Genomic DNA, 20088 nt, shown 5'->3' on the forward strand with positions numbered 1-20088 from the left:
TGTGATGTGGGGCGAATCCGCCTGCTGCGCGGACGGTGATCTGTGTACACATCCGCGCGGCCCCGCGAATACCGCGCTGGCGGCAGAAAGTTCCCCGACGTCGGCGGCGTCGAACACAAACGAAGACGGGCGCGGAGTTGACTCCGCGCCCGTCCCGTGGAAGTGACCGACGGCTGTCGGCCACCGCGATTTCAGCGGATCGGCCAGTAGACCTTGAAGGTCGAGTCCTCGGCTGCGGTCTCGGTGATCTCGGTGAGGTATTCCTCATAGCCGCGGTCATGCACGTTCAGCCCGTGGGTGGCGGCGTAGGCGCGCAGCATGTCGCGGATCAGCGGCAGCGAGGCCGGGTGACCGGCGTAGTCGGTCATGACCACGCGACCGCCGTAGGTCACGCCAGACACGATGCCTTCGGGCAGGTTCAGGCCTTCCAGCGGTGCCACCGCAACAGCGGGAGCTGCGGGTGCCGCAGCGGCGCCGGGCGCTGCCGGGGCTTCCGCAGCGGGGGCTTCCGCTGCCGGCGCCTCGGCCGCAGCCGTCGCTTCGGCAGCAGCAGCGGCAGGATCCGGCTTGCGCACCGGGATGGCGACCTCGAAGGTGTACTTCTTGTCGGCGAACTCGACGGTGATCAGACGCGCCGGGCCGGCGGCCTCCAGCCCATTGCTGGCGATGGCCGCGCGGATCTTGCGGATCGAAGCGTCGAGTTCCTCTTCGACGGCCGTGATATTGCGATCCGCGCTGGTCGCAAGGATGAGTGCGGTCTGCGACTGCACTTCGCTCTCCTGAACATCGACCATCGGGTTGTCGTAGTTGAAGTTCGGGATGGTGGCCAGCAGGCCCGTCAGGTTGGTCAGGCCCAGACGCATGTCGTCGCCGACGGTTCGGTCGATGTACAGACCCGCGTAGCGGCCGAACAGATTCCAGCCGTAGTCGACGTCGTACTCCCAGTTGATGTCCACGGTCTTGCCGCGGTCGTCCAGAGTGAACACGTAGGTCTTGTTGGTGCCGTAAGCCGGGCTCTCGGCGGCCCACTCGATGCGCTCGTCCTGCACCGACTCGGTGACCTTGAGCGAACCCGTGCCGATCTTGGGGTTGTCGCTCTCGTATCGCAGCACGGCGCCCAGGCCACGCGGCTCGCCTTCCATCGTGTAGCGGATGGCTGGATCGTGCATCCGCTTCGGATGCCACTCGTCAAAGCGCTGGAAGCCATTCAGCAGGTCGTAGACGAGGCGCACCGGACGGTTGGTCTCGACGCTGTGGCGGACGTAGCGATGGCTGGGAAGGAACACACCAACCAGCACGAACAGCACTGCGACCAGCAGCAGCGCGATCACGAATTCGATCAGACGGGTCATTCAGGGTCTCCGGGAATGGACCTGCATCGTGGTGCCGGCGCGCCGGACTCCCTCCACACGGATGCAAGGCCGCGAAGAATAGCCCGAACCGAGCCCGCGCGGCCAGCCACGGTTCAGGCTGCCACAAGACTTCGCAATGCGGAAACAGGGCATCGCGAACGTCTCCTCGCGGATTCCTGTCAGTGCGTCTCGCAGAGTCGCTGTGTGGCTCGCAGCGGGTGGGAAATCCCGGCCGTCAAGGCGAGCCACGAGACTGCACTTTGGCACCGGAGCGCGCCGCGTTAAGTCGCGGGAATCCGACGAGCCAATGTCCGCCAAACCCGCGCAGCGCGCTGTTGATCTGCAGGTCGGGGCGACGCCAGCGGCAGGCGCTGGGCGCTCTCAGTCGTCACCCTTGGCAACGGGCCGCTGACGGTCGCCGCACCACTCGCTCCAGGAGCCGGCGTAGATACTGGCGCCAGACAGGCCCGCGTGCTCCATGGCCAGCAGGTTGTGGCAGGCGGTGACGCCCGAGCCACACATCAACACGGCGTCGCCCGGAGACCGCCCGCCCAGCAGCCTTTCGAACTCGGCGTGCAGCTCGGACGCCGGCTTGAACAGCCCCTCCGCGCTCAGGTTCTCGATGTAGGGCCGGTTGAGCGCGCCGGGGATGTGTCCCGCCACCGGGTCCAGCGGCTCGACCTCGCCGCGGAAACGCTCGCGCGCCCGCGCGTCGATCAGCACGGTGCCGGCATTGGCGAGCCGCGCTGCCAGCACCGCGGTGCTCACCACCTGGCGCACGTCAAAGCGGGCGCGGTACTGGCCGCTGCGCGGACGCGGGCTGCCGGACTCCATTCGGCCACCGATTCGCATCCAGGCGTCAAGCCCGCCGTCCAGCACGGCGACGCGTCGATGGCCCAGCAGGCGCAAGAGCCACCACAGGCGCGCTGCCATCGCGCCATCCCGACTGTCGTAGGCCACGACCTGGTGCTGCGGGGTCACCCCCCAGCGCGCCAGAGCCGCACAGAACCGATCGGCTTCAGGCAGCGGATGACGGCCGCGGCCTCGCTTCGACATTTCGGAAAGATCGCGTTCGAGATGCGCATAGACGGCACCGGGCACATGCCCCAGCGCGAAAGCACGCTCGCCAGCCGCCGGCTCGCGCAGATCGAATCGGCAGTCGACGATCGCCAGCAGCGGGGACTCAAAGTCGGCGCGCAGTTGTTCGGCGCTGATGAGACTGTTCCAGTCCATGGCATCGCCGCCCTTGCGCGGCCTCATCGTTGCGGATCTCAGCACCATACCGCTCCTGGCGCCGGATCGGCTAGCAGGATGCTGAAAATCAGCACTCGCGCTCGCCACTAGAGCAAGCGGCCAGGTGATGGGCGCGGGGTCGAGCCTGACTCGCTTCGGCGCGGCATCGGCCCAGGATGCGGGCGGGCGGATCCAAAGCACGCTTCGAGGGCGCGCTGTTCACTTCCGGAGAAGGTCACCCCTTCGTCCCCAGCACAATGCAGAAGAGATCAGCGCCGCTTTGGGAGCTTGCACTCCACTGAGACGTCGCGCGGATCGCGCCCATCAGACAGCGCTCAGGCGCTCGCGCAGGTTGATCAGCATCGCCGCCGTGGCGCCCCAGATGCGCTGACCGGCGTAGTCGAAGCGCCAGGTCTGCCGCGAGCGACCTGCCAGTTCCCCGCGCTCAGTGCGCAGGTTGGCGGGGTCCATCAGGAAATCCAGCGGCACTTCGAACACCTCGGCCACCTCCCCGGGTTCGGGCCGGGAAACATGCAGCGGCGAGACGCGGGCGACTACCGGCAGCACGAGGAAGCCGGTGAACGTCGGCAAGCGGTCGATGAATCCGAGCGGGTCCACATGCGCGGGATCGAGTGCGATCTCCTCCTGCGCTTCGCGGATCGCGGTCGCCAGCAGGCCCGGATCGCGCGGGTCCTGACGCCCGCCGGGGAAGGCCACTTGGCCCGGATGATGGGCCAGCGCCTCGGTGCGACGGGTCAGGATCACCCGGCTGCCCTCGCCGCGGTCGACCAGCCCGAGCAGGACCGCGGCAGGCCGCAGGCGCTCCAGCGGCGGAATCAGGTCACGCAGATCCTCAGGCACCTTGGGGGGCGCAGTGGGCGGCGCCGCAAGCGCGTACAGGGCTCCCCGGATGCGGGCATCCAGAACCTCAGCGGGCGCCCGCCATTCAGACACAGCCGCTGCGTTCCGCGCGCTCCGGCAGGGCGATCTCCATCAGGTACTGCCGCTGCACCGGGCTGAAAGAAAGCCAGCCGGCAATCTCGGCCGTCGTGCGATGGCAACCCGAGCAAAGACCATCGGAGCCAAGCTCGCAGACGCCAACACAGGGGCTCAGAACAGGCAAAGAAGTGGAACTCACGGGGGACTCGGCGTGTACGGGAGCAAGGCGAACTGGCGCCAGAAACAACAGGGGAGCGCGGGTGACCCCGACGCTCCCCATCGATCCAGGCATCGTCGCGGGCAAGGCCTCGAAGGCATCGCCTCGACGGACTCGGATTACTTGATGCTGATCAGCTTGACGTCGAACACGACCGCCTGACCAGGGCCGACCGGCGAGCGCGGATTGTCGCCGTAGCCTTGATCGGGCGGCAGGAACACTTCCCAACGCGAACCGACCTTCATCATCGGCAGCACTTCGCGCAGACCGGGCAGCGGAGCCTCGGAGACCTTCATGGTGACGGCCTCATTACCCGTGTAGGTGCTGGCGAACTCCTGGCCGGTGGACAGCGATCCGCGGAAATGGATCTGCACTTCGCTGGCCGCAGTCGGCTGCGCGCCGGTGCCTTCCTCGATCACCCGGTACTGGATGCCCGAGGCGAGGTTCTGGATGCCCTGCTTGGCGCGGTTCTGCGTCAGGAACTGCTCGCTCTTCGCTTTGTTCTCGGCGGCTACGCGCTCGAACTCGGTGCGCGCCTGCTCAAGCATCTGGGTCTGCATCTTCTCCACGGCGGCGCGCATCTCTTCCGGCGGCACGCTCGGATCGCGCTTGGCAAACCCTTCCTGCACGCCGCGGACGACGGTGCTCACATCGAGATCGACGCCACGCTCGGCCATTTCGCGGCCCAGCTGGTAACCGATCGCGTAGCTCAGCTTGCCCTTCTCCGAGGAGGTGTCCTGTGCCTGCACGGCACCCATGCCAAACACAGCCACGGACACGACCAACCAGCGCAACTTCATGCAGAACCTCCTGGGTGTACCGCCAGCCCCTTGGCCGCGGTGGAAAGCGCACAAGCATACCCGTGTGCAGCGGGGTCCGCCATTAAGGCCGCGGAGGGGTCAATTGAGCTCAATCCTCATCGCCCCAGCGCGGCGTCTTCGACTGCAACTTGGGTGGTGAAGTTCGCGGCGGGAGAGACGCCAGAACCGCCAAGCCATCGCGAGTCGCCGCGACATCGTGCACGCGCAGGATCGCAGCACCGCGTTGAGCGGCCAGCACCGCAGCCACCACGGATCCCACCAGGCGCCCCTCAAGCGGTCGCCCGGTGATCGCACCGACCATCGACTTGCGCGAAACGCCGACCACCAACGGCGGCAGTCCGGAACTCAGCGTCGACAGCGCGCCCATCAGCTCGACGTTGTGCTGCAGCGTTTTGCCGAAGCCAAAGCCCGGATCGACCAGCAGTCGCGAACGCACGATGCCGGCAAGCTCGCAGACGAACACGCGATCGGCGAGGAAGCGCTGCACTTCCGCGACCACATCGCCGTACTGCGGATCCGCCTGCATGCTGCCAGGCTCGCCCTGCATGTGCATCAGACACACCGGCACTCCGAGATCGGCGGCAGCCGCCAGCGCGCCCTCCCGACGCAAGCCCCAGACGTCGTTGATCAAACCGGCCCCCGCGCCCACCGCGGCGCGCATGACCTCGGGCTTGGAGGTGTCGATCGATATCGGCACCGGGCTCGCCGCCGCCAGCCGCTCGATCAGGGGCAGCACGCGGTCGATCTCCTCCTGGGCGCTCACCGCCGCCGCGCCGGGACGCGTGGATTCGCCCCCCACGTCGATGATGTCAGCGCCGTCTTCCACCATCTGCAGCGCGGCGCGGAGTGCGCCATCGCCGTCCGCAAGTCGACCGCCGTCGAAGAACGAGTCCGGTGTCAGATTCAGCACGCCCATGATGCGCGGTCGATCCAGCAGCAGCGGACGACCGCCGCAATCGAGGCGGGGAGCCAAGTCAACGCTGTTGAACATGAACACATCCTCGAAGGCCGGAAACACGAACGCCCGCGCGGACGCGGGCGTTCGGAGATAGGCAGGGGCAACTCAGGTTTGTGCGGCGGCACCACCCAAGGCGCCGGCGGCGGGACCCGAGCTGTCGCGCGGCGGGGTGCTGGACGAGTCGGTCTTGGACCAGTCGCTGGGCGGCGGCGGCTGACGGCCTTCCATGATCGCGTCAATCTGCTTGGCGTCGATGGTTTCGTAAGTCAGCAGGGTGTCCGCCATGACATGGAGCTTGTCGATGTTCTCGGTGAGGATCTTGCGCGTGCGCTCGTAGGCACGATCCAGGATGCCGCGAACGACCTCGTCGATCTTGCGCGCGGTGTCGTCCGAGACGTTCTTGTGCTGAGTCACCGAGCGGCCGAGGAACACCTCATCCTCCTGCTCGCCGTAGGCGACGGGCCCCAGTTCGTCGGACAAGCCCCACTTCGTGACCATGTTGCGGGCCATCTTGGTGGCGCGCTCGATGTCGTTGGACGCACCGGTCGTGACCTTGTCGGCACCAAAAATAAGCTCTTCAGCGACGCGGCCGCCGTACAGCGAGCACAACTGGCTCTCAATGGCGACGCGGTTGTAGCTGTAGCGGTCCTGCTCGGGCAGATACATGGTCACGCCCAGCGCGCGGCCGCGCGGGATGATCGTCACCTTGTAGACGGGATCGTGATCGGGCACCACGCGTCCGACGATGGCGTGGCCGGCCTCGTGGTACGCGGTGAGCTTCTTCTCGGCCTCGCTCATGGCCATCGAGCGGCGCTCGGCGCCCATCAGAATCTTGTCGCGGGCCTTGTCGAAATGGGTCATGCGCACTTCGCGGGCGTTTTCGCGCGCAGCGAACAGAGCCGCTTCGTTGACCAGATTGGCGAGATCGGCGCCGGAGAAGCCCGGCGTGCCGCGCGCGACCACCGAGGGATCGACGTCGGCCGCGGCCGGCACCTTGCGCATGTGCACCTTGAGGATCTGCTCCCGGCCGCGCACATCGGGCAGCGGTACCACCACCTGGCGATCGAAGCGGCCCGGACGCAGCAGGGCGGGGTCGAGCACGTCGGGGCGGTTGGTCGCGGCGATGACGATGATGCCCTCGCTGCCCTCGAAGCCATCCATCTCGACCAGAAGCTGGTTCAGGGTCTGCTCGCGCTCGTCATGACCGCCGCCGAGACCCGCACCGCGGTGGCGGCCGACCGCGTCGATCTCGTCGATGAAGATGATGCAGGGCGCATGCTTCTTGGCCTGTTCGAACATGTCGCGGACCCGCGAGGCACCCACGCCGACAAACATCTCGACGAAGTCGGAGCCCGAGATCGAGAAGAACGGCACCTTGGCTTCGCCGGCAATGGCCTTGGCCAGCAGGGTCTTGCCGGTGCCAGGCGAACCCACCATCAGCACGCCGCGCGGGATGTGGCCGCCGAGCTTCTGGAACTTGCCTGGATCACGCAGGAACTCGACCAGCTCGGACACTTCTTCCTTGGCTTCATCACAGCCGGCGACATCGGCGAAGGTGATCTTGACCTGATCCTCGCCCTGCAGCTTGGCGCGCGAGCGGCCGAAGCTCATCGCACCGCGGCCGCCGGAGCCGGCCTGCAGCTGACGCATGAAGAAGATGAAGATGCCGATGAAGATGATGTAGGGCAGGATCGAGAGCAGCACCGTGCCGAGGCCGGGGCCCGAAGGCGGCGTGCCACGCGTCTCGACCCCGTACTTGATCATGTCGGAGACGAAGTAAGCATCGCCCGGATCGAACGTCGTGAAGCGCGAACCGTCCTTGCGCTCAACGTGGATGGTCACCCGATCCTCGCCGCGCACCGCCTTCGCGATCTCGCCGTTCTCGACCTGCTCGATGAAGCGGTCGTAGCTCACCGCCTCATTGCCGCCGGCGCGCGGGGTGAAGCTCTGGAACACCGCCATCAGCACGACGGCGATGACCACCCAGAGCAGCAGATTCTTGGCAAGGTCGTTCATTCTTTGGCCTCTTTGGCGCCGCCCCGTTTGCCGGTCGCGAGCGCATATACCTCGGGAGAGCGGTTGCGCGACGCCTTCGGCTTGCGGATCTGCACCTTCGCGTAGCGCTGGCGCAAATCTTTTAGGAAGGCGTCGGACCCCTGCCCCTGGAACACTTTGATCAGCAAGGTACCACCGCTGCGCAGGTGCTGATCGGCGAAATCGCGGGCGAGTTCGCAGAGATGCAGGCTGCGCGGCTGGTCGACTGCAGCAACTCCGCTCATATTGGGGGCCATGTCGGAGAGCACAAGGTCCGCCACCTGGCCGCCCAGCGCGGCTTTGAGCCGGGACAGTGGCTCCGGCTCTCTGAAATCGCCGTGAATGAACTCGACGCCCGCCAGCGAAGGCATGTCCAGAATGTCGAGCGCGATCACCCGGCCGCGTTCGCCCAGCTCGCGACGGACCAGCTGGGACCAGCCCCCGGGCGCGGCACCGAGGTCGACCACCAGCATGCCGGGCCTGAGCAGCTGATCCCGCTCAAGCAGCTCCTCCAGCTTGTAGACAGCGCGCGAGCGCATCCCCTCGCTCTGGGCGCGCTTGACGTAGGGATCGGCGAAATGTTCGGCCAGCCAGCGCCGGCTGCTCTTGCTGCGGTTCATCGAAGCCGGACCCGGCGGCAGTGGGATCGCTGTAAAGGCTGCATGATACCCTGAGCGGCCTTTTTCCGATGTCTGACCATGTTCCAGCAGCTCAGCAACTCCCAGCAGCGCTATCTGCGCGGACTTTCCCATGGACTGAAGCCGGTGATCATGATCGGCGGCAAGGGTCTGACGGAGGCCGTGCTGGCCGAGCTCGATCTGGCGCTGGAGCACCACGAGCTGGTGAAGGTCAAGATCGCCGCCGAAGACCGCGATGCCCGCGACGAGATCGTCGCCGAGCTGGTCATGCGCTCCAAGACCAACCTCGTCCAGCGCATCGGCAACATCGCAACGCTGTTCCGTCGCTCGAAGGAACGACCGCAGATCAGCCTGCCGCGCTGACGCCCGCGCTTTGCCGACTGCGCCTGCACGCGCGTCGTGCTCGCATGCAAAGCCCCAGTCCCCGACGCCCAGAGCGCCGCATGCCTCTCGCTGAAGACCGCCAGGAAGGCCTCTACACCATCCGCTGGGTGTCCGCGGAGGCGATCCGCATCGACGATGCGGAATTCAGCCGCAGCCTGCTGCTCCTGCCCGATCAGGTGCATCGCGATCTCGATGTGCAATCGCTGGATGCAATCGACGAAGCCCTGGTGAAGCGCATTCTGGACCTGGCTCCGCAAGTGCTCATTCTGGGCACAGGTCAGCGTCAGGTGTTCCCGCCGCCGCGCTTGATGGCTGCCTTTCTCAGTCGCGGGGTCGGCATCGAAGCCATGGACAATGCCGCCGCAGCGCGCACTTACAACCTGCTCGCGCTGGAAGGCCGCCGAGTGGCAGGCCTGTTCCTCATGGGGCAAGGCTGAACGAGTCGCGCACACCGGTCGAGTCGGATTGATCCGGCCAGCGCCGCCCGAAACCTGCCTCAGCCGCCCGCCTGTTCAAGGCGCGCGCGCAGCGAGGGAATTTCGACGTGGTTCGGCTCCAGCTCGGCTGCGCGCTCCAGCGCCTGGCGAGCCGAAGCGAGCTCGCCGCGCCCGAGCCGCTCATTGGCCAAGCCCAGATAGGCCACTGCCAAACGCTGGCGCATCAAGGGCAGCTCCGCGGACGCGGGTGCCACGACCTGCAGACCTTCCAGATAGCGCAGCGCATCGTTCGGCCGACTGGCCGCGAGTGATGCATCGAAACGCTGTCGTGCCTGCGTGGGAAGGCCCTGCAGGAGGCTGCGAGCACGCGGGTCCGACGGCGAAAGCGCCAGTGCGGCGCGCAGGCTGTCGTAGGCGCTTTCGCCCGGCGGCTGCAGCAGGCGCCCCTCGGCGATGGCCGCTTCGGCGTCGGCGACCAGTGCGTTGACGCGCGCCGGATCGACGGTTTGTCCTTCCGCGACCCGCGCATAGTTCTGACGGGCCTCCTCCATGCGCTCGCGGGCGCGATCGAGCCCAGCCGGAGGCGGCACCAGCAGCGCCGCGGCATCAAGGGCCGACTCGGCCGCTTCGAAATCGAAGTCTGCGCTGGCGGTCTCGGCGCGCCGCAGCAGCTCGCGCCCCAGTCGCCTCAGACCTTCACTGGCTTCGGCAAGGTCGGGATCGAGCGCCAGCGCTTCGCGGTACGCATCCTGCGCACTGCGTCCGACCGGCGTGGTCAGCTGACCGCGTGCGACCCGCTCGCGCGCCTGCTGCAGCAGCGCCGCAATGCGCTCGGCGCGGCCCTTGCGTCCCTCGGCCAAAGCCGCTCGCAGTTCGGGAAGTTCCAGATGGCCGGGGTCAGCCTGCGCCACGACGGCAAGTCGGCGCTCGGCCTCTGCGAATGCCGCCGCTTCGAGATCGCTGCGCGCGGCCGCAATCAGGGGCGCCAGGGCTGCCCGCAACCCCGCTCGCGCAATGGGATTCTCCGGCGCAAGAGCCAAGGCCTGCTGGTAGAGGGCGATCGCCCCGACGCCCGGCTCTTCGATGCGCCCCGCCGAGAGGGCTGCCGCAGCCGCCTCGATCCGCTGCGCCAAAGCTTCCTCGCCGGCAGCCTGCCCCTGCTGGGCCTCAAGCTGACGGGCCAAAGCCGCAACGTCTTCGCTGCCCGCGCCCAGCTCGCGTGCCCACTCCAGCTCGCGGCGCGCAGCGGTCGCGTCGCCCGCTTCGATGCGGGCGCGAGCGGCTTCCAGGTGGGCGCGACCCACGCGACGCAAACCCTCGCGCGCGGCCTCATGATCGGGCTCGGCCGCGAGAATCGCGTTGTACAGGCTGCGCGCCCCCGGGCCATCGGCATCGTCCTGCAGGCGCCCCGCCGTGAGCGCGGCTTCCGCCCGCGCGAGCTGCTCGCCGCGATCGGAACCGCTCCACAGCTCGCGCAGCGGCGCCTCGAACACCAGCACCAGCAAAAGGGCTGCAAGCGGCAGCAGCAGCCAGGGCCAGCGCCGCGGCGTGGTCGGCTTCGCCGAAGCGGCAGAGCGCCGACGCGGTTGCTCGCCAGTGGTGATGCCTTCCATGCGCCCCAGCGAGGGGCCGTCCGAGGGCTTCGAAGCGCGCACAGCGCGCGCTTCGGGCGGCGTGACCACGGTGGGCGAGACGTCGGCGACCGCCGCCGGAGCACGTCGGCCTCGCGGGCTCGCGGGCTCAGGCAGCTCGGGCCGCAGATGGGCGATCGCCTCCAGCGCCGCGATCAACTCCGCGCCGGTCTGGAAGCGTTGCGCCGGGTCCTTGGCGAGCAGACGCTCGAACAGCGGCTGAAGCTCGACAAGCGCCATCGGCAGCTGCGGCAGCGGGGCAGTGATGTGCATGATGCCGACCGCGACCGAATCATCGGCCTGGTAGGGCACCTCGCCCAGCAGCAGCTGGTAGAACACCACGCCCAGGCTGTACAGGTCGGCGCGGCCGTCCAGCGGCTGACCGCGGGCCTGTTCGGGGCTCATGTAGTGCGGCGTGCCGATGATCGCCCCCGTGCGCGTCATGCGCATCGAATCACCGGCGCGGGCGATGCCGAAATCGGTCAGCACCGCACTGCCGTCCTCGCGCAGCAGGATGTTGTCGGGCTTGATGTCCCGATGCACCACGCCGCGCTTGTGTGCGTAGTCGAGCGCGCTGGCGATCTCCCGCACCACCCGCAGGGCAAAGGCGAAGTCGCGCCGCGGCCCGCGACGGGCCATCACCGGCCCACCGGGCAGGTGCTCCATCGCCATGTAGTGGTGCTCACCGTGCTGCGCCACGTCGTAGACGTGAACAACGTTCGGATGCCGCAGGCTGGCGGCGATGCGCGCCTCGCGCAGGAAGCGCTCGCCGAACTCCTCGTCGCCCAGCAAGGTGCCGGACATGATCTTGAGAGCGACCTCGCGCTGCACCGATTCCTGCAGAGCCAGATACACCGTCGACATGCCGCCGCGCCCGATGGGGCGGTCGATGCGGTAGCCGGGAATCTCGATCACAAAGGGCAGGCCGGGGCGCGTAGGCAAACGGCGGACAGCATAGCAACTCCCCTGCCCCGTTCGGCCGCGGGAAAGCGGCTTGCAGCCCACCGGACTTTGCACCACCCTACGCCGCCGCGCCCGCCGGCGGCCCCAAGCTTCCCGTGACCGACTCCCCCGACGATCGCCTCAACGATTTCCTCGCACCCGGCTTCAGCGCCGATGAGCTGCCCGGGCTGGCCCTGCTGCTGCGCGGCCGCGAGCTGCTGCGTGCGTTCTCGGCCCTGTTCCACGGCGGCGAAGGCGGCGTGCTGGCGCGGCTGCTGGTGCTGCGCGCGCTGGGCTCGCGTATCGACCCGCCCGACATCAGCCCGGCCGAAGTGCGCGAGCAGCTGTGCTACATCGATGCCGTCAAGCTCGACACCATCCTCGGTCGCCTGAAGGACCACGATCTTGTGGTCTGGGAGACCGAGATCCAGCGCTACCGGGTCAGCCCGCTCGGCCGCAAAACGCTCGCCGCGCTGTCCACCCTGCTGGAGTTCGAAGCCTTCGACCACGACGGCGTCGGCTATCTGACGGCCCAGATCGCGGCCAGCCAGGCCGTCGGCGTGGTGCCCGCCGACGAGCTCTCGCACCTGCTCTCGCGCCTGACCGAGCTGCGCGACGACTTCGACCGCGCCGTGCTGTCCGGTTCCGAGTATCGCATCCGTGCAGCGTCAGCCCGGCTCGACCAGGCCTGGCAGTGGGTCGAACGCGGCACGGACGTGGTGCGCAAGATCACCGCGGATCCGGACCTCGATCTCGACCCCAGCACCCATCGCCTGGCGCAAGCGGTCGGCCGCGCGCAGTCGGCGCTGCTGCGCCAGGCCAGCGTGTTCGCCCGCGCGCTGAACCAGATCGACCGCGACCGCATCCATCTCGGCCAGTCGGGCCTGTCCTCGTCCGACCTCGTCGGCTGGCTGCGCGACCAGAGCGCCGAGCGACTGGGCGAATTCGCCGAGGAACTGTGGACCGCCCCGCCGCGCCCGGCCTTCATCCAGGACCAGATCGCGCTGGACGTGGCAGAGTTCGAGCTGGTCGATCGCGAGCGCGCGGCGCAGCTGGTCTCGACCCTGCCCGATGGCGCCAAGGCGCCGCGCACCGACGCGCTGCCGATCGACACCGAAGACACCAGCCGCCTGCAGCGCTGGCGCGACGAACTGGGCGAGGTGCGGCGCGAGACCGCGCTGTCCAAGCTCGTGCCCAGCGAAGACTACGCCGCCAGCGCCTATCGCCTGTCCCTGCTCGGCCTGCTCGGCGATCCGGAATCGGCCGCACTCGACGGCCCGGCGGCGGACATCGCCCGGCTTTCGCTGCGCGTCACTTTCAGCAACGACAAGATCGACCTGCGCGGGCGCGGCGGCATCGCCCTGATGAGCGCGGGTGACGTGCGGCCGCTCGTGGCCCCCGCGGAGGAATGATGCAGGACCCTGTTGCCACCTTGATCGCGCGCTTGCTCGCACAGCGCTGGCTGCCGCGCGAGGACGAACTGGCGCGCCGCGCCCTGCTGGACGAACCCTTTCGTGCCGACCTCGACAAGCGTCTGGAGGCCGCGGGGCTGGTGCTGCGTGAGCATCCCTACGCCGCGAACATGGGCGTGGCGCTGGCGCGCGCGCAGGAGAAGGCGATCTTCGCTGCAGACCAGGGCTGGCTGTCGAACCAGCTGCAGCTCGACCGCAACGCCATGGCGCTGCTGGTGGTGCTGTGGGCGCTGATCATCCTGCCCAAGCGCCAGCGCCAGGTGGAACGCCAGGACGCCGACTCCGCCAGCGCCCAGCAGGCGCAGATGTTCGCGGAAGAAAAGCCCATCCCGGTGCATGCCGGCGTGTCGCCGACGCTGAGCGAACGCACCCTGATCGCCGACTTCGCCGACAAGCTCGGCGGCAAGATGGCGGTCAACGTCAACCTCGGCGTGCTCGCGCGCCACGGCTTCATCCAGCGCCGCGCCGGCGAGCTGAGCGAGGGCCCGCTGCTGGATCTCGCCTTCGACTACGAGCGCACCAGCCGACGCATTCTGGATGGCGCACTGGCCGACATCCTGAGCCCGGCCGCGCGCGCCGAACGCGCGATCCGCCTCGCCGAGGCGCCGTTGCCTTCGACCGACGACGAGGAGATCCCGCTGCACGATGCCGACGCAGTTGACGCCGGCTGGAACGCGCCGCTGGCGATGGATGCCGGCACCGACAGCAGCCCGCAGGGAGCCTGAGGCCATGTTCGAATTTCGCGAGCTCGAAGTCGTCCACTGGGACTACTGGGAGCGCTTCAGCCTGCCCATGGATGCCCACATCATCACCGTGGTCGGTCCCAACGGCTCGGGCAAGACCACCCTGCTCGATGCCCTGCGCACCCTGCTGACGATCGACTGCGCCGGCAACCGCGACTTCAAGAGCTATCTGCGCCACAACGGCAAGCCCTTTGCCTGGCTGCGCGCGGTGGTCGGCAACACGCCGGGCCCGACCGGCGCGCGGCCCTTCTTTCCGGTGATGGACAGCCAGGCCACCCTGTTCTGCCGCATCCAGAAGAAAGGCGGCGAGTGGACTCGGCAGTTCGCCATCCTCGCCGGCGCGGCCAGCATCGAAGACGCCGACCAGCGCGGCGAGTGGATCGGCCTGCGCGACTACCGCATCCGCCTCGAAGCCGCCGGTCTGTCCGGCGCGATCCGCCGTGTGCTCACCCTGGAACAGGGCGCAACCGACAAGCTCTGCCAGCTCTCGCCGCGCGCCCTGCTCGATCTGGTCTTCGACGTGTTCGGCGACAAGGCCACGCTGGACGACTACCAGCGCGCGCGCAACGAGCAGGAAGAAGCCGAACGCGAGCTGGCCTCGCTCAACCATCAGCTGAATCTGCTCGGCGTCAGCCTGCAGGCGGCGGAAGGCCGCGCGCGCGCCTACGGCGAATGGCAGGCGCTCAAGCGCGAGCGCCAGGACCTGATGATCGACGTGCTGCCGCGGGTCGAGCTGGCCGAGCAGCTGGCGGTGATCCGCAACGCGCGGCCGCAGCTGGCGGTGCAGCGGCGCAAGGCCCGCGAGCTGCTGGCCGAGCGCAGCGAGCTGGTGCACCTGATTGCCGAGTGCGACGAGGGCGAGCTGCGCCTGCGCGCCGAGCAGGGCGCGGCCGACGAATCGCGCCAGGCGGCGATGAAGGCGCTGGAGCGCGCGCGCGCGGCGCATACCGCCAACTCGGTGGTGCTGCAGCAGCGCGATCGCCTCAACGCGCAGCTGGAGACGCAGGACCAGGTCGACGTGCGCGCGCTCAGCGAAGAAGCGCAGGGCCTGCGCGCCAAGGCCGGCGCCTTGGGCAGCGAAGAGCAGTCGACCCATCGCGAGCTGGAATCGCTGAAGAGCCGCCTGCAGGCCTGGCGCAGCGGCCGTCGCTACGTGCCCGAGTTCGAAAGCCAGTTCCGCGCCGAACTCGATCGCGCCGGAATCGCCCACCGCATGCTCAGCGAGATCGTCGAGATCACCGATCCGGCCTGGCAGGCGGCAGTGGAAGGCGTGCTGGCCGGCTATCGCCACGTCGTGCTGCTCGAAGAAGCGAAGGACCGCGAAGCGGCCTGGGCCATCGGTGAGCGCCTGCGCTACAAGCACTTCGTGGTCGCCGACCGCGCACCGGTCGGCAAGGCCGCGCCCGGCAGCCTGCTGGACGTGGTCGAGTTCACCGCCCTGCCGCCGGAGTGGCTGCCGCGTCAGCTGGAGCGCATCCAGCGCGTCGACGAGGTCAAGCACGGCGCCCACCTGCCGCGCGAGCAGGAGTGGATCACGCCGGCGGGCTACTACAAGGAGCGTCGCGGCGGCCGCCATCTGGGCGTCGACGACAGCTACTTCGGCACCGCCGCGCGCGAGCGCCAGCTGCGCGAGGGCGAATCGCGGCTTGCCGAGCTGGAATCACGCCTGCTGGAGCTGGTCGACGAGCGCCGCGGACTGAGCCAGCGCATCAACGAGATCGAAGCCCAGTTGAAGGGCAGCCAGGCGGGAGCGCAGCTGACGGCGCGCGCCGAAGAGTTCGCCGAGGCCGAAAGCCAGCGCGAGCTGCTGGAAGCCGCCGTGCTGCGCGCCGCCGAAACCTTCGCCGCCGCCGAGTCGGCGTTTGCCGGGGCGCAGCAGCGCCGACAGCAGAACTCGCGAGAGCGCGACCGTCTGGATGCCGAGTTGAAGCAGGAGGAGCGCCAGCGCAGCGAGGCCGAGCGCAACCTGCTGGGCGCGCGTCAGGAGCAGCTGCTGCGCCTGCTGGCCTTTCGCAAGAAGCGCGCCGGCATTCCCTTCGAGAAGCGCACGTTGGCGGCACTCGCCGAACTGCGCGAAGCCTACGAGACGCCGCAAGCGGTGCGTCGCGAAGTGGATCGTCTCGAAGCGCGCCTGCGCGAAGGCCACTGGGAAACCGACGACAACGTGCTCGGCCTGCGCGACAAGCTGGCCGACGACCATCTGGCGCTGAAGACCGACCTCGAACGCCGCGGTGCGCACGCCGAGCGCGCCCGCAAGAGCACCGAGGAAGCGCGCGGCGCCTACTTGAGCGTGCTGCGCGCCACCCTGCGCCAGTACGCCCGCAACCTGCGCCACCTGGCCGAGCTGGCCGGCATTGGCGTCGAGGTCGACCTGCCCGAGTTCGGCCGCGACGATCTGGCGCTGGCGCAGTCCGGCCTGATCGTGCGCTTCGAGTTCGACAAGAAGGGCTGGATCGGCATGGACGACGGCGAGGCCTCAGGCGGGCAGCAGGTGATGAAATCCCTGCTGCTGCTGGTGGCCCTGATGCGCGACGAGCACCGCCCAGGCGGCTTCGTGTTCATCGACGAGCCCTTCGCCCATCTCGACATCTTCAACATCGACAAGGTCAGTGCCTTCTTGAAGGCCACCCGTGCGCAGTACGTGCTGACCACGCCGGTGACCCACAACATCAACGTCTTCCAGCCCTCCGAGCTCACGCTGGTCACCAGCAAGCGCCGGCCCGGCAGCCCTTGGGCACAGCCGGTGGCAGTGCTGCGCAGGGCGGACGAGGGCGAGGCGGCGGCGTAAGATTCGGCCGCCGCGGGCCGCGCGGCAGCAGGGAGAACCCGGATGGCACGCACGGTGCGCGAGATCGTTCAAGGGCTGGCGCGCGGCATCGGCGCCACGGTCGCGGGCGTGCTCGCCGCGGGGCTCACCATCGCAGGGGTCGAGTGGCTCGGGCATCGCCTGTATCCGCCGCCTGTGGGTTTGCAGGCGAACGATCTGCAGGCCCTTGCGGCGCATGTCGCCGCGATGCCGATCGGCGCGCTGCTCTTCGTGCTGCTGGCCTGGCTGCTCGGGGTCTTCCTCGGCGGCCTGGTCGCCGCCTTCCTCGCCGGCCGCCGCCATCGTCTGTATGCGGGCGTGGTCGTCGCGGTGATCCTGCTCGGCGCCATCGCCAACTTCGCGATGATTCCGCACCCCGCCTGGTTCATGGCCCTGACCGTGCTTGTCCTGCCGCTGGCGGGCTTCGCGGCCGCCGGTCTGGCGACCGCCCGTTCGACCGCCGCAGCGGTCTGAACGCCGCCGCAGGCTTCGAGCGCGCTCCGCGCTGTGGCAGTCTTCGTGACCCGACCGCAGCCGAGAGAACACCGCGCGTGAACCCGATCGATGTCGCCCAGCATCAGCTCGATGCCTACAACGCCCACGACCTGCAGCGCTTTCTGGAGGTCTACGCCGAGGATGTCGAGGTCTGGCGCATGCCGGCCACGGAGCCCAGCCTGCGCGGCCGGGCAGCGCTCGGCGAGTTCTATGCGAACGAGCGCTTCCACCTGCCGGCCCTGCACGCCGAGCTGGTCAACCGCATCGCCGTCGGCGACACCGTGGTCGACCACGAGCGCGTCAGCGGCCTGCGCGAGCAGCCCTTCGAGGTCGTTGCGGTCTATCGCATCAGCGGCGGCCTGATCCGCTGCGTGTGGTTCCACAGCTGAGCATGTGGACGGAGCTGCTGCGCGACGTCGGCCGCCTGCTGACGTTCCGGCGCATGGGCCCGGGCGTGCGCACGCATGCCGATGCCTATCTGGGCTTCGGTTTGGCCATGACCTGGCTGGCCGGCATCGGCCGCTACTGGGACAACCCGCGGGCCGAGCTGTGGCAGATCGCCGGGTTGGGCTCGTTGGCCTACGTGTTCTCGTTGGCCCTGGTGTTGTGGCTGCTGATCCTGCCGCTGCGCGCGCGGCGCTGGAGCTACCGCAACGTGCTGCTGTTCGTCTGCCTGACCTCACCGCCCGCCCTGCTCTACGCGATTCCGGTGGAGCGCTTCATGAGCGGCGAGGTAGCGCTGGCAGCCAATGCCTGGTTCCTCGGCATCGTCGCCAGCTGGCGGGTGGCCCTGCTGCTGGTGTTCCTGAAGCGCGATGCCGGGCTGCGGGCGTGGGAGGCGATCGTCGCCTGCCTGCTGCCGTTGGCCCTGATCGTGGTTTCGCTGGCCCTGCTCAATCTCGAACACGTGGTGTTCAACCTGATGAGCGGCATCCGCGCCGAAGACCGCAGCGTCAACGATGCGGCCTACCTGGTGGTGCTCACGCTGTCCTACTTCTCGTTCCTGGCTTCGCCGCTGCTGGCGATTGCCTACCTGTGGCTGGTGTTCCGTCGGCGCCAGGGGCTGGCCCGTCCGCAGTAGGCCGCTGCGCGGCCCGCGCCTCTCAACGTCGAAAGCGAGGCCAGAAAGTGCTTGACAGCCCCCGGCTTCGCCGCTCCTGCAAGGGTTCCGGGCGATCTCATCGAGCGCAGGTTGTGCACAGCGCAAATCGCCGCTCTGTCAAGCGACAGTTTCCGGACTCGGGCATCTCAGCTGACTTCAAGAGATTATCGCAACTCATTGATTTATATTGCTAATCTTGCTTTGGTCAGATTTTCGCCAGCGTCCAGCAAGCCCTTGATGCACAGGGCTTTGCGCAGGTCCGCCCCGAACCCATGCACACACTTATCCACAGGCGATGTGGATATCGAAACGCGCGCGTCGCCGACCTCCGACAGGCGCTGCTGAGCACCAGCGCGGGACCTGAGCAAGACCAGGCGGCAGCGCCTGAACCCCAAAGGCTCACAGGGTGGGCACCGGCCCACCGAAGCGGACCAGCGCCGGCAGTGCCATTGCCGGGACCGGGGCAAACGTCGAGCTCATGGCGTGCCGGGCCCAGCCTATGCAGATTTCGTTTGCGGCCCGATGCGGGCGGGGTTTTGATGCGCAACGAATGCCCACGCGCGTGGCGGCACTCCGTACCATGCAGGCCCCGCCATCGAGACCCTGCCGATGCATTCCACCGCGCTTGACCAGGCCGACCCGCTCTCCCGCTTCCGCGAGCGCTTCCACATCCCGCGTCACGGCGAAGGCGAGCTGGCCTACTTCGTCGGCAACTCGCTGGGCCTGCAGTCGAAGGACGCCGAGGCCGCCGTGCTCGGTGAGCTCGCGGTCTGGCGCGAGCGGGCGGTGGAAGGCCACTTCAAGGGCGAGCGGCCGTGGCTGCGCTATCTCGAATCGATGACTGCACCGCTGGCCGAACTGGTCGGCGCGCAGCCGATCGAAGTCGCAGCGATGAACACGCTGACCGTCAACCTCCATCTGCTGATGGTCAGCTTCTACCGGCCCACGCCGGAGCGCCCGGCGATCCTGATCGAAGCCGGCGCGTTTCCTTCCGACTGGCAGGCGGTGGAGTCGCAGATCCGCTTCCACGGCTTCGATCCGGCCGACTGCCTGATCGAGGTTCAGCCGGATGAGCCGGGCGGGACGATTTCGATGGCGGAGATCGCGCGCGCGATCGAGCAGCACGGCCCGCGCTTGGCCCTGGTGCTGTGGCCGGGCATCCAGTACCGCACCGGCCAGGCCTTCGATCTGAAGGAGATCGCGCGTCTCGCCAAGGCGCAGGGCGCGGCAGTGGGCTTCGACTGCGCGCATGCGGCGGGCAACCTGCCGCTGGCCCTGCACGACACAGGCGCCGACTTCGCCACCTGGTGTCACTACAAGTACGTCAACGCCGGCCCCGGCGCGGTCAGCGGCATCTTCGTGCACGAGCGCCATGCCCACGACAGCACCCTGCCCCGTCTGACCGGCTGGTACGGGCACAAGCTCGCAACGCGCTTCCAGATGGCGTCAAGCTTTGATCCGACGCCGGGCGCAGAAGGTTGGGTGATGAGCAACCCGCCGATCCTCGCACTCGCCCCGGTGCGCGCCTCACTGGAACTCTTTCGCGAAGCCGGCGGCATGGCCGCGCTGCGCGAGCGCTCGCTGCGGCTGACGGGCTATCTGGAGTCGCTGATCGAGAGCGAGCTGTCGAACGTGCTCGAAGTGCTGACGCCGAAGCAGCCGGAACGCCGAGGTGCGCAGCTCTCCCTGCGCGTGCGCGGCGGGCGCGCCCAGGGCCGCGCGCTGTTCGAGTACCTGGCCGCCCACGGCGTGCTCGGCGACTGGCGTGAGCCGGACGTGATCCGCATCAGCCCGGCGCCGCTGTACAACCGCTTCGCCGAGATCCGCCGCTTCGCCGACACCGTGCTGGCCTGGAGCGCGTCTCAAGGCTGAGCCGCGACGCGC

The 20088-nt window shown here is 68.5% G+C and carries 16 protein-coding genes and 1 pseudogene; 9 read left to right on the forward strand and 8 right to left on the reverse strand.

The features are described 5' to 3' along the window. Positions 1 to 191: 191 nt before the first annotated feature. From H4O13_07850 to rlmE, 7 genes and pseudogenes are all read right to left on the reverse strand, one after another. Entirely contained in the window at positions 192 to 1352 is a 1161-nt protein-coding gene (locus tag H4O13_07850) for an SRPBCC family protein (GenBank protein MBE5315300.1), read from the reverse strand. Between the two features lie 381 nt (positions 1353 to 1733). Next, a complete protein-coding gene (locus H4O13_07855; protein ID MBE5315301.1) occupies positions 1734 to 2585 on the reverse strand; it encodes a sulfurtransferase in 852 nt (283 codons plus the stop codon). 324 nt (positions 2586 to 2909) lie between these two features. Beyond that, positions 2910 to 3804, reverse strand: a pseudogene (locus H4O13_07860) (DUF1289 domain-containing protein). Positions 3805 to 3860: 56 nt separating this feature from the next. Next, the gene (locus tag H4O13_07865) at positions 3861 to 4541 is read right to left on the reverse strand and encodes an FKBP-type peptidyl-prolyl cis-trans isomerase (protein MBE5315302.1); all 681 of its coding nucleotides are present in this window, start codon (positions 4539 to 4541) and stop codon (positions 3861 to 3863) included. A 109-nt stretch (positions 4542 to 4650) separates the two neighbouring features. Beyond that, positions 4651 to 5553: a dihydropteroate synthase gene (folP, locus tag H4O13_07870; protein ID MBE5315303.1), complete on the reverse strand. Its 903-nt coding sequence runs from the start codon at positions 5551 to 5553 to the stop codon at positions 4651 to 4653. A gap of 72 nt (positions 5554 to 5625) precedes the next feature. Further along, the gene (gene ftsH, locus H4O13_07875; GenBank protein MBE5315304.1) at positions 5626 to 7536 is read right to left on the reverse strand and encodes an ATP-dependent zinc metalloprotease FtsH; all 1911 of its coding nucleotides are present in this window, start codon (positions 7534 to 7536) and stop codon (positions 5626 to 5628) included. Further along, on the reverse strand, positions 7533 to 8174 hold the full coding sequence (gene rlmE / locus H4O13_07880; GenBank protein ID MBE5315305.1) for a 23S rRNA (uridine(2552)-2'-O)-methyltransferase RlmE: 642 nt from the start codon (positions 8172 to 8174) through the stop codon (positions 7533 to 7535). The genes ftsH and rlmE overlap by 4 nt, the downstream gene beginning before the upstream one ends. Before the next feature lie 78 nt (positions 8175 to 8252). Between rlmE and yhbY the strand changes: the two genes are divergently transcribed. Beyond that, a complete protein-coding gene (yhbY, locus tag H4O13_07885; GenBank protein MBE5315306.1) occupies positions 8253 to 8555 on the forward strand; it encodes a ribosome assembly RNA-binding protein YhbY in 303 nt (100 codons plus the stop codon). Between the two features lie 80 nt (positions 8556 to 8635). Then, on the forward strand, positions 8636 to 9013 hold the full coding sequence (locus H4O13_07890) for a hypothetical protein (protein ID MBE5315307.1): 378 nt from the start codon (positions 8636 to 8638) through the stop codon (positions 9011 to 9013). Positions 9014 to 9072: 59 nt separating this feature from the next. Here H4O13_07890 and H4O13_07895 read toward each other — a convergent pair whose 3' ends face one another. Next, positions 9073 to 11586 carry a protein kinase gene (locus tag H4O13_07895; GenBank protein MBE5315308.1) on the reverse strand — a complete coding sequence of 838 codons (2514 nt, stop codon included), beginning with the start codon at positions 11584 to 11586 and terminating at the stop codon, positions 9073 to 9075. A gap of 116 nt (positions 11587 to 11702) precedes the next feature. Between H4O13_07895 and H4O13_07900 the strand changes: the two genes are divergently transcribed. From H4O13_07900 to kynU, 7 genes are all read left to right on the forward strand, one after another. After that, entirely contained in the window at positions 11703 to 12998 is a 1296-nt protein-coding gene (locus H4O13_07900; GenBank protein ID MBE5315309.1) for a hypothetical protein, read from the forward strand. Continuing rightward, entirely contained in the window at positions 12998 to 13783 is a 786-nt protein-coding gene (locus H4O13_07905; GenBank protein ID MBE5315310.1) for a hypothetical protein, read from the forward strand. The genes H4O13_07900 and H4O13_07905 overlap by 1 nt, the downstream gene beginning before the upstream one ends. Before the next feature lie 4 nt (positions 13784 to 13787). Further along, positions 13788 to 16589 carry a hypothetical protein gene (locus tag H4O13_07910; protein ID MBE5315311.1) on the forward strand — a complete coding sequence of 934 codons (2802 nt, stop codon included), beginning with the start codon at positions 13788 to 13790 and terminating at the stop codon, positions 16587 to 16589. A gap of 42 nt (positions 16590 to 16631) precedes the next feature. Continuing rightward, positions 16632 to 17081, forward strand: coding sequence for a hypothetical protein (locus H4O13_07915; GenBank protein MBE5315312.1), 450 nt, complete (start codon positions 16632 to 16634; stop codon positions 17079 to 17081). 77 nt (positions 17082 to 17158) lie between these two features. After that, positions 17159 to 17491, forward strand: a complete 333-nt coding sequence (locus H4O13_07920; protein MBE5315313.1) for a nuclear transport factor 2 family protein — start codon at positions 17159 to 17161, stop codon at positions 17489 to 17491. 2 nt (positions 17492 to 17493) lie between these two features. After that, entirely contained in the window at positions 17494 to 18183 is a 690-nt protein-coding gene (locus H4O13_07925; protein ID MBE5315314.1) for a hypothetical protein, read from the forward strand. Between the two features lie 630 nt (positions 18184 to 18813). After that, on the forward strand, positions 18814 to 20076 hold the full coding sequence (gene kynU, locus H4O13_07930) for a kynureninase (protein ID MBE5315315.1): 1263 nt from the start codon (positions 18814 to 18816) through the stop codon (positions 20074 to 20076). The last annotated feature ends 12 nt before the right edge of the window (positions 20077 to 20088 follow it).

The organism is Lysobacterales bacterium, from assembly GCA_014946745.1.
In the GTDB taxonomy this organism is placed as follows: domain Bacteria; phylum Pseudomonadota; class Gammaproteobacteria; order Xanthomonadales; family Xanthomonadaceae; genus Aquimonas.

Coding starts and splice junctions, on each gene's coding strand:
- H4O13_07850 (MBE5315300.1), bottom strand. CDS start 1,352: ATGACCCGTCTGATCGAATTCGTGATCGCGCTGCTGCTGGTCGCAGTG.
- H4O13_07855 (MBE5315301.1), bottom strand. CDS start 2,585: ATGGACTGGAACAGTCTCATCAGCGCCGAACAACTGCGCGCCGACTTT.
- H4O13_07865 (MBE5315302.1), bottom strand. CDS start 4,541: ATGAAGTTGCGCTGGTTGGTCGTGTCCGTGGCTGTGTTTGGCATGGGT.
- folP (MBE5315303.1), bottom strand. CDS start 5,553: ATGTTCAACAGCGTTGACTTGGCTCCCCGCCTCGATTGCGGCGGTCGT.
- ftsH (MBE5315304.1), bottom strand. CDS start 7,536: ATGAACGACCTTGCCAAGAATCTGCTGCTCTGGGTGGTCATCGCCGTC.
- rlmE (MBE5315305.1), bottom strand. CDS start 8,174: ATGAACCGCAGCAAGAGCAGCCGGCGCTGGCTGGCCGAACATTTCGCC.
- yhbY (MBE5315306.1), top strand. CDS start 8,253: ATGTTCCAGCAGCTCAGCAACTCCCAGCAGCGCTATCTGCGCGGACTT.
- H4O13_07890 (MBE5315307.1), top strand. CDS start 8,636: ATGCCTCTCGCTGAAGACCGCCAGGAAGGCCTCTACACCATCCGCTGG.
- H4O13_07905 (MBE5315310.1), top strand. CDS start 12,998: ATGCAGGACCCTGTTGCCACCTTGATCGCGCGCTTGCTCGCACAGCGC.
- H4O13_07910 (MBE5315311.1), top strand. CDS start 13,788: ATGTTCGAATTTCGCGAGCTCGAAGTCGTCCACTGGGACTACTGGGAG.
- H4O13_07915 (MBE5315312.1), top strand. CDS start 16,632: ATGGCACGCACGGTGCGCGAGATCGTTCAAGGGCTGGCGCGCGGCATC.
- H4O13_07925 (MBE5315314.1), top strand. CDS start 17,494: ATGTGGACGGAGCTGCTGCGCGACGTCGGCCGCCTGCTGACGTTCCGG.
- kynU (MBE5315315.1), top strand. CDS start 18,814: ATGCATTCCACCGCGCTTGACCAGGCCGACCCGCTCTCCCGCTTCCGC.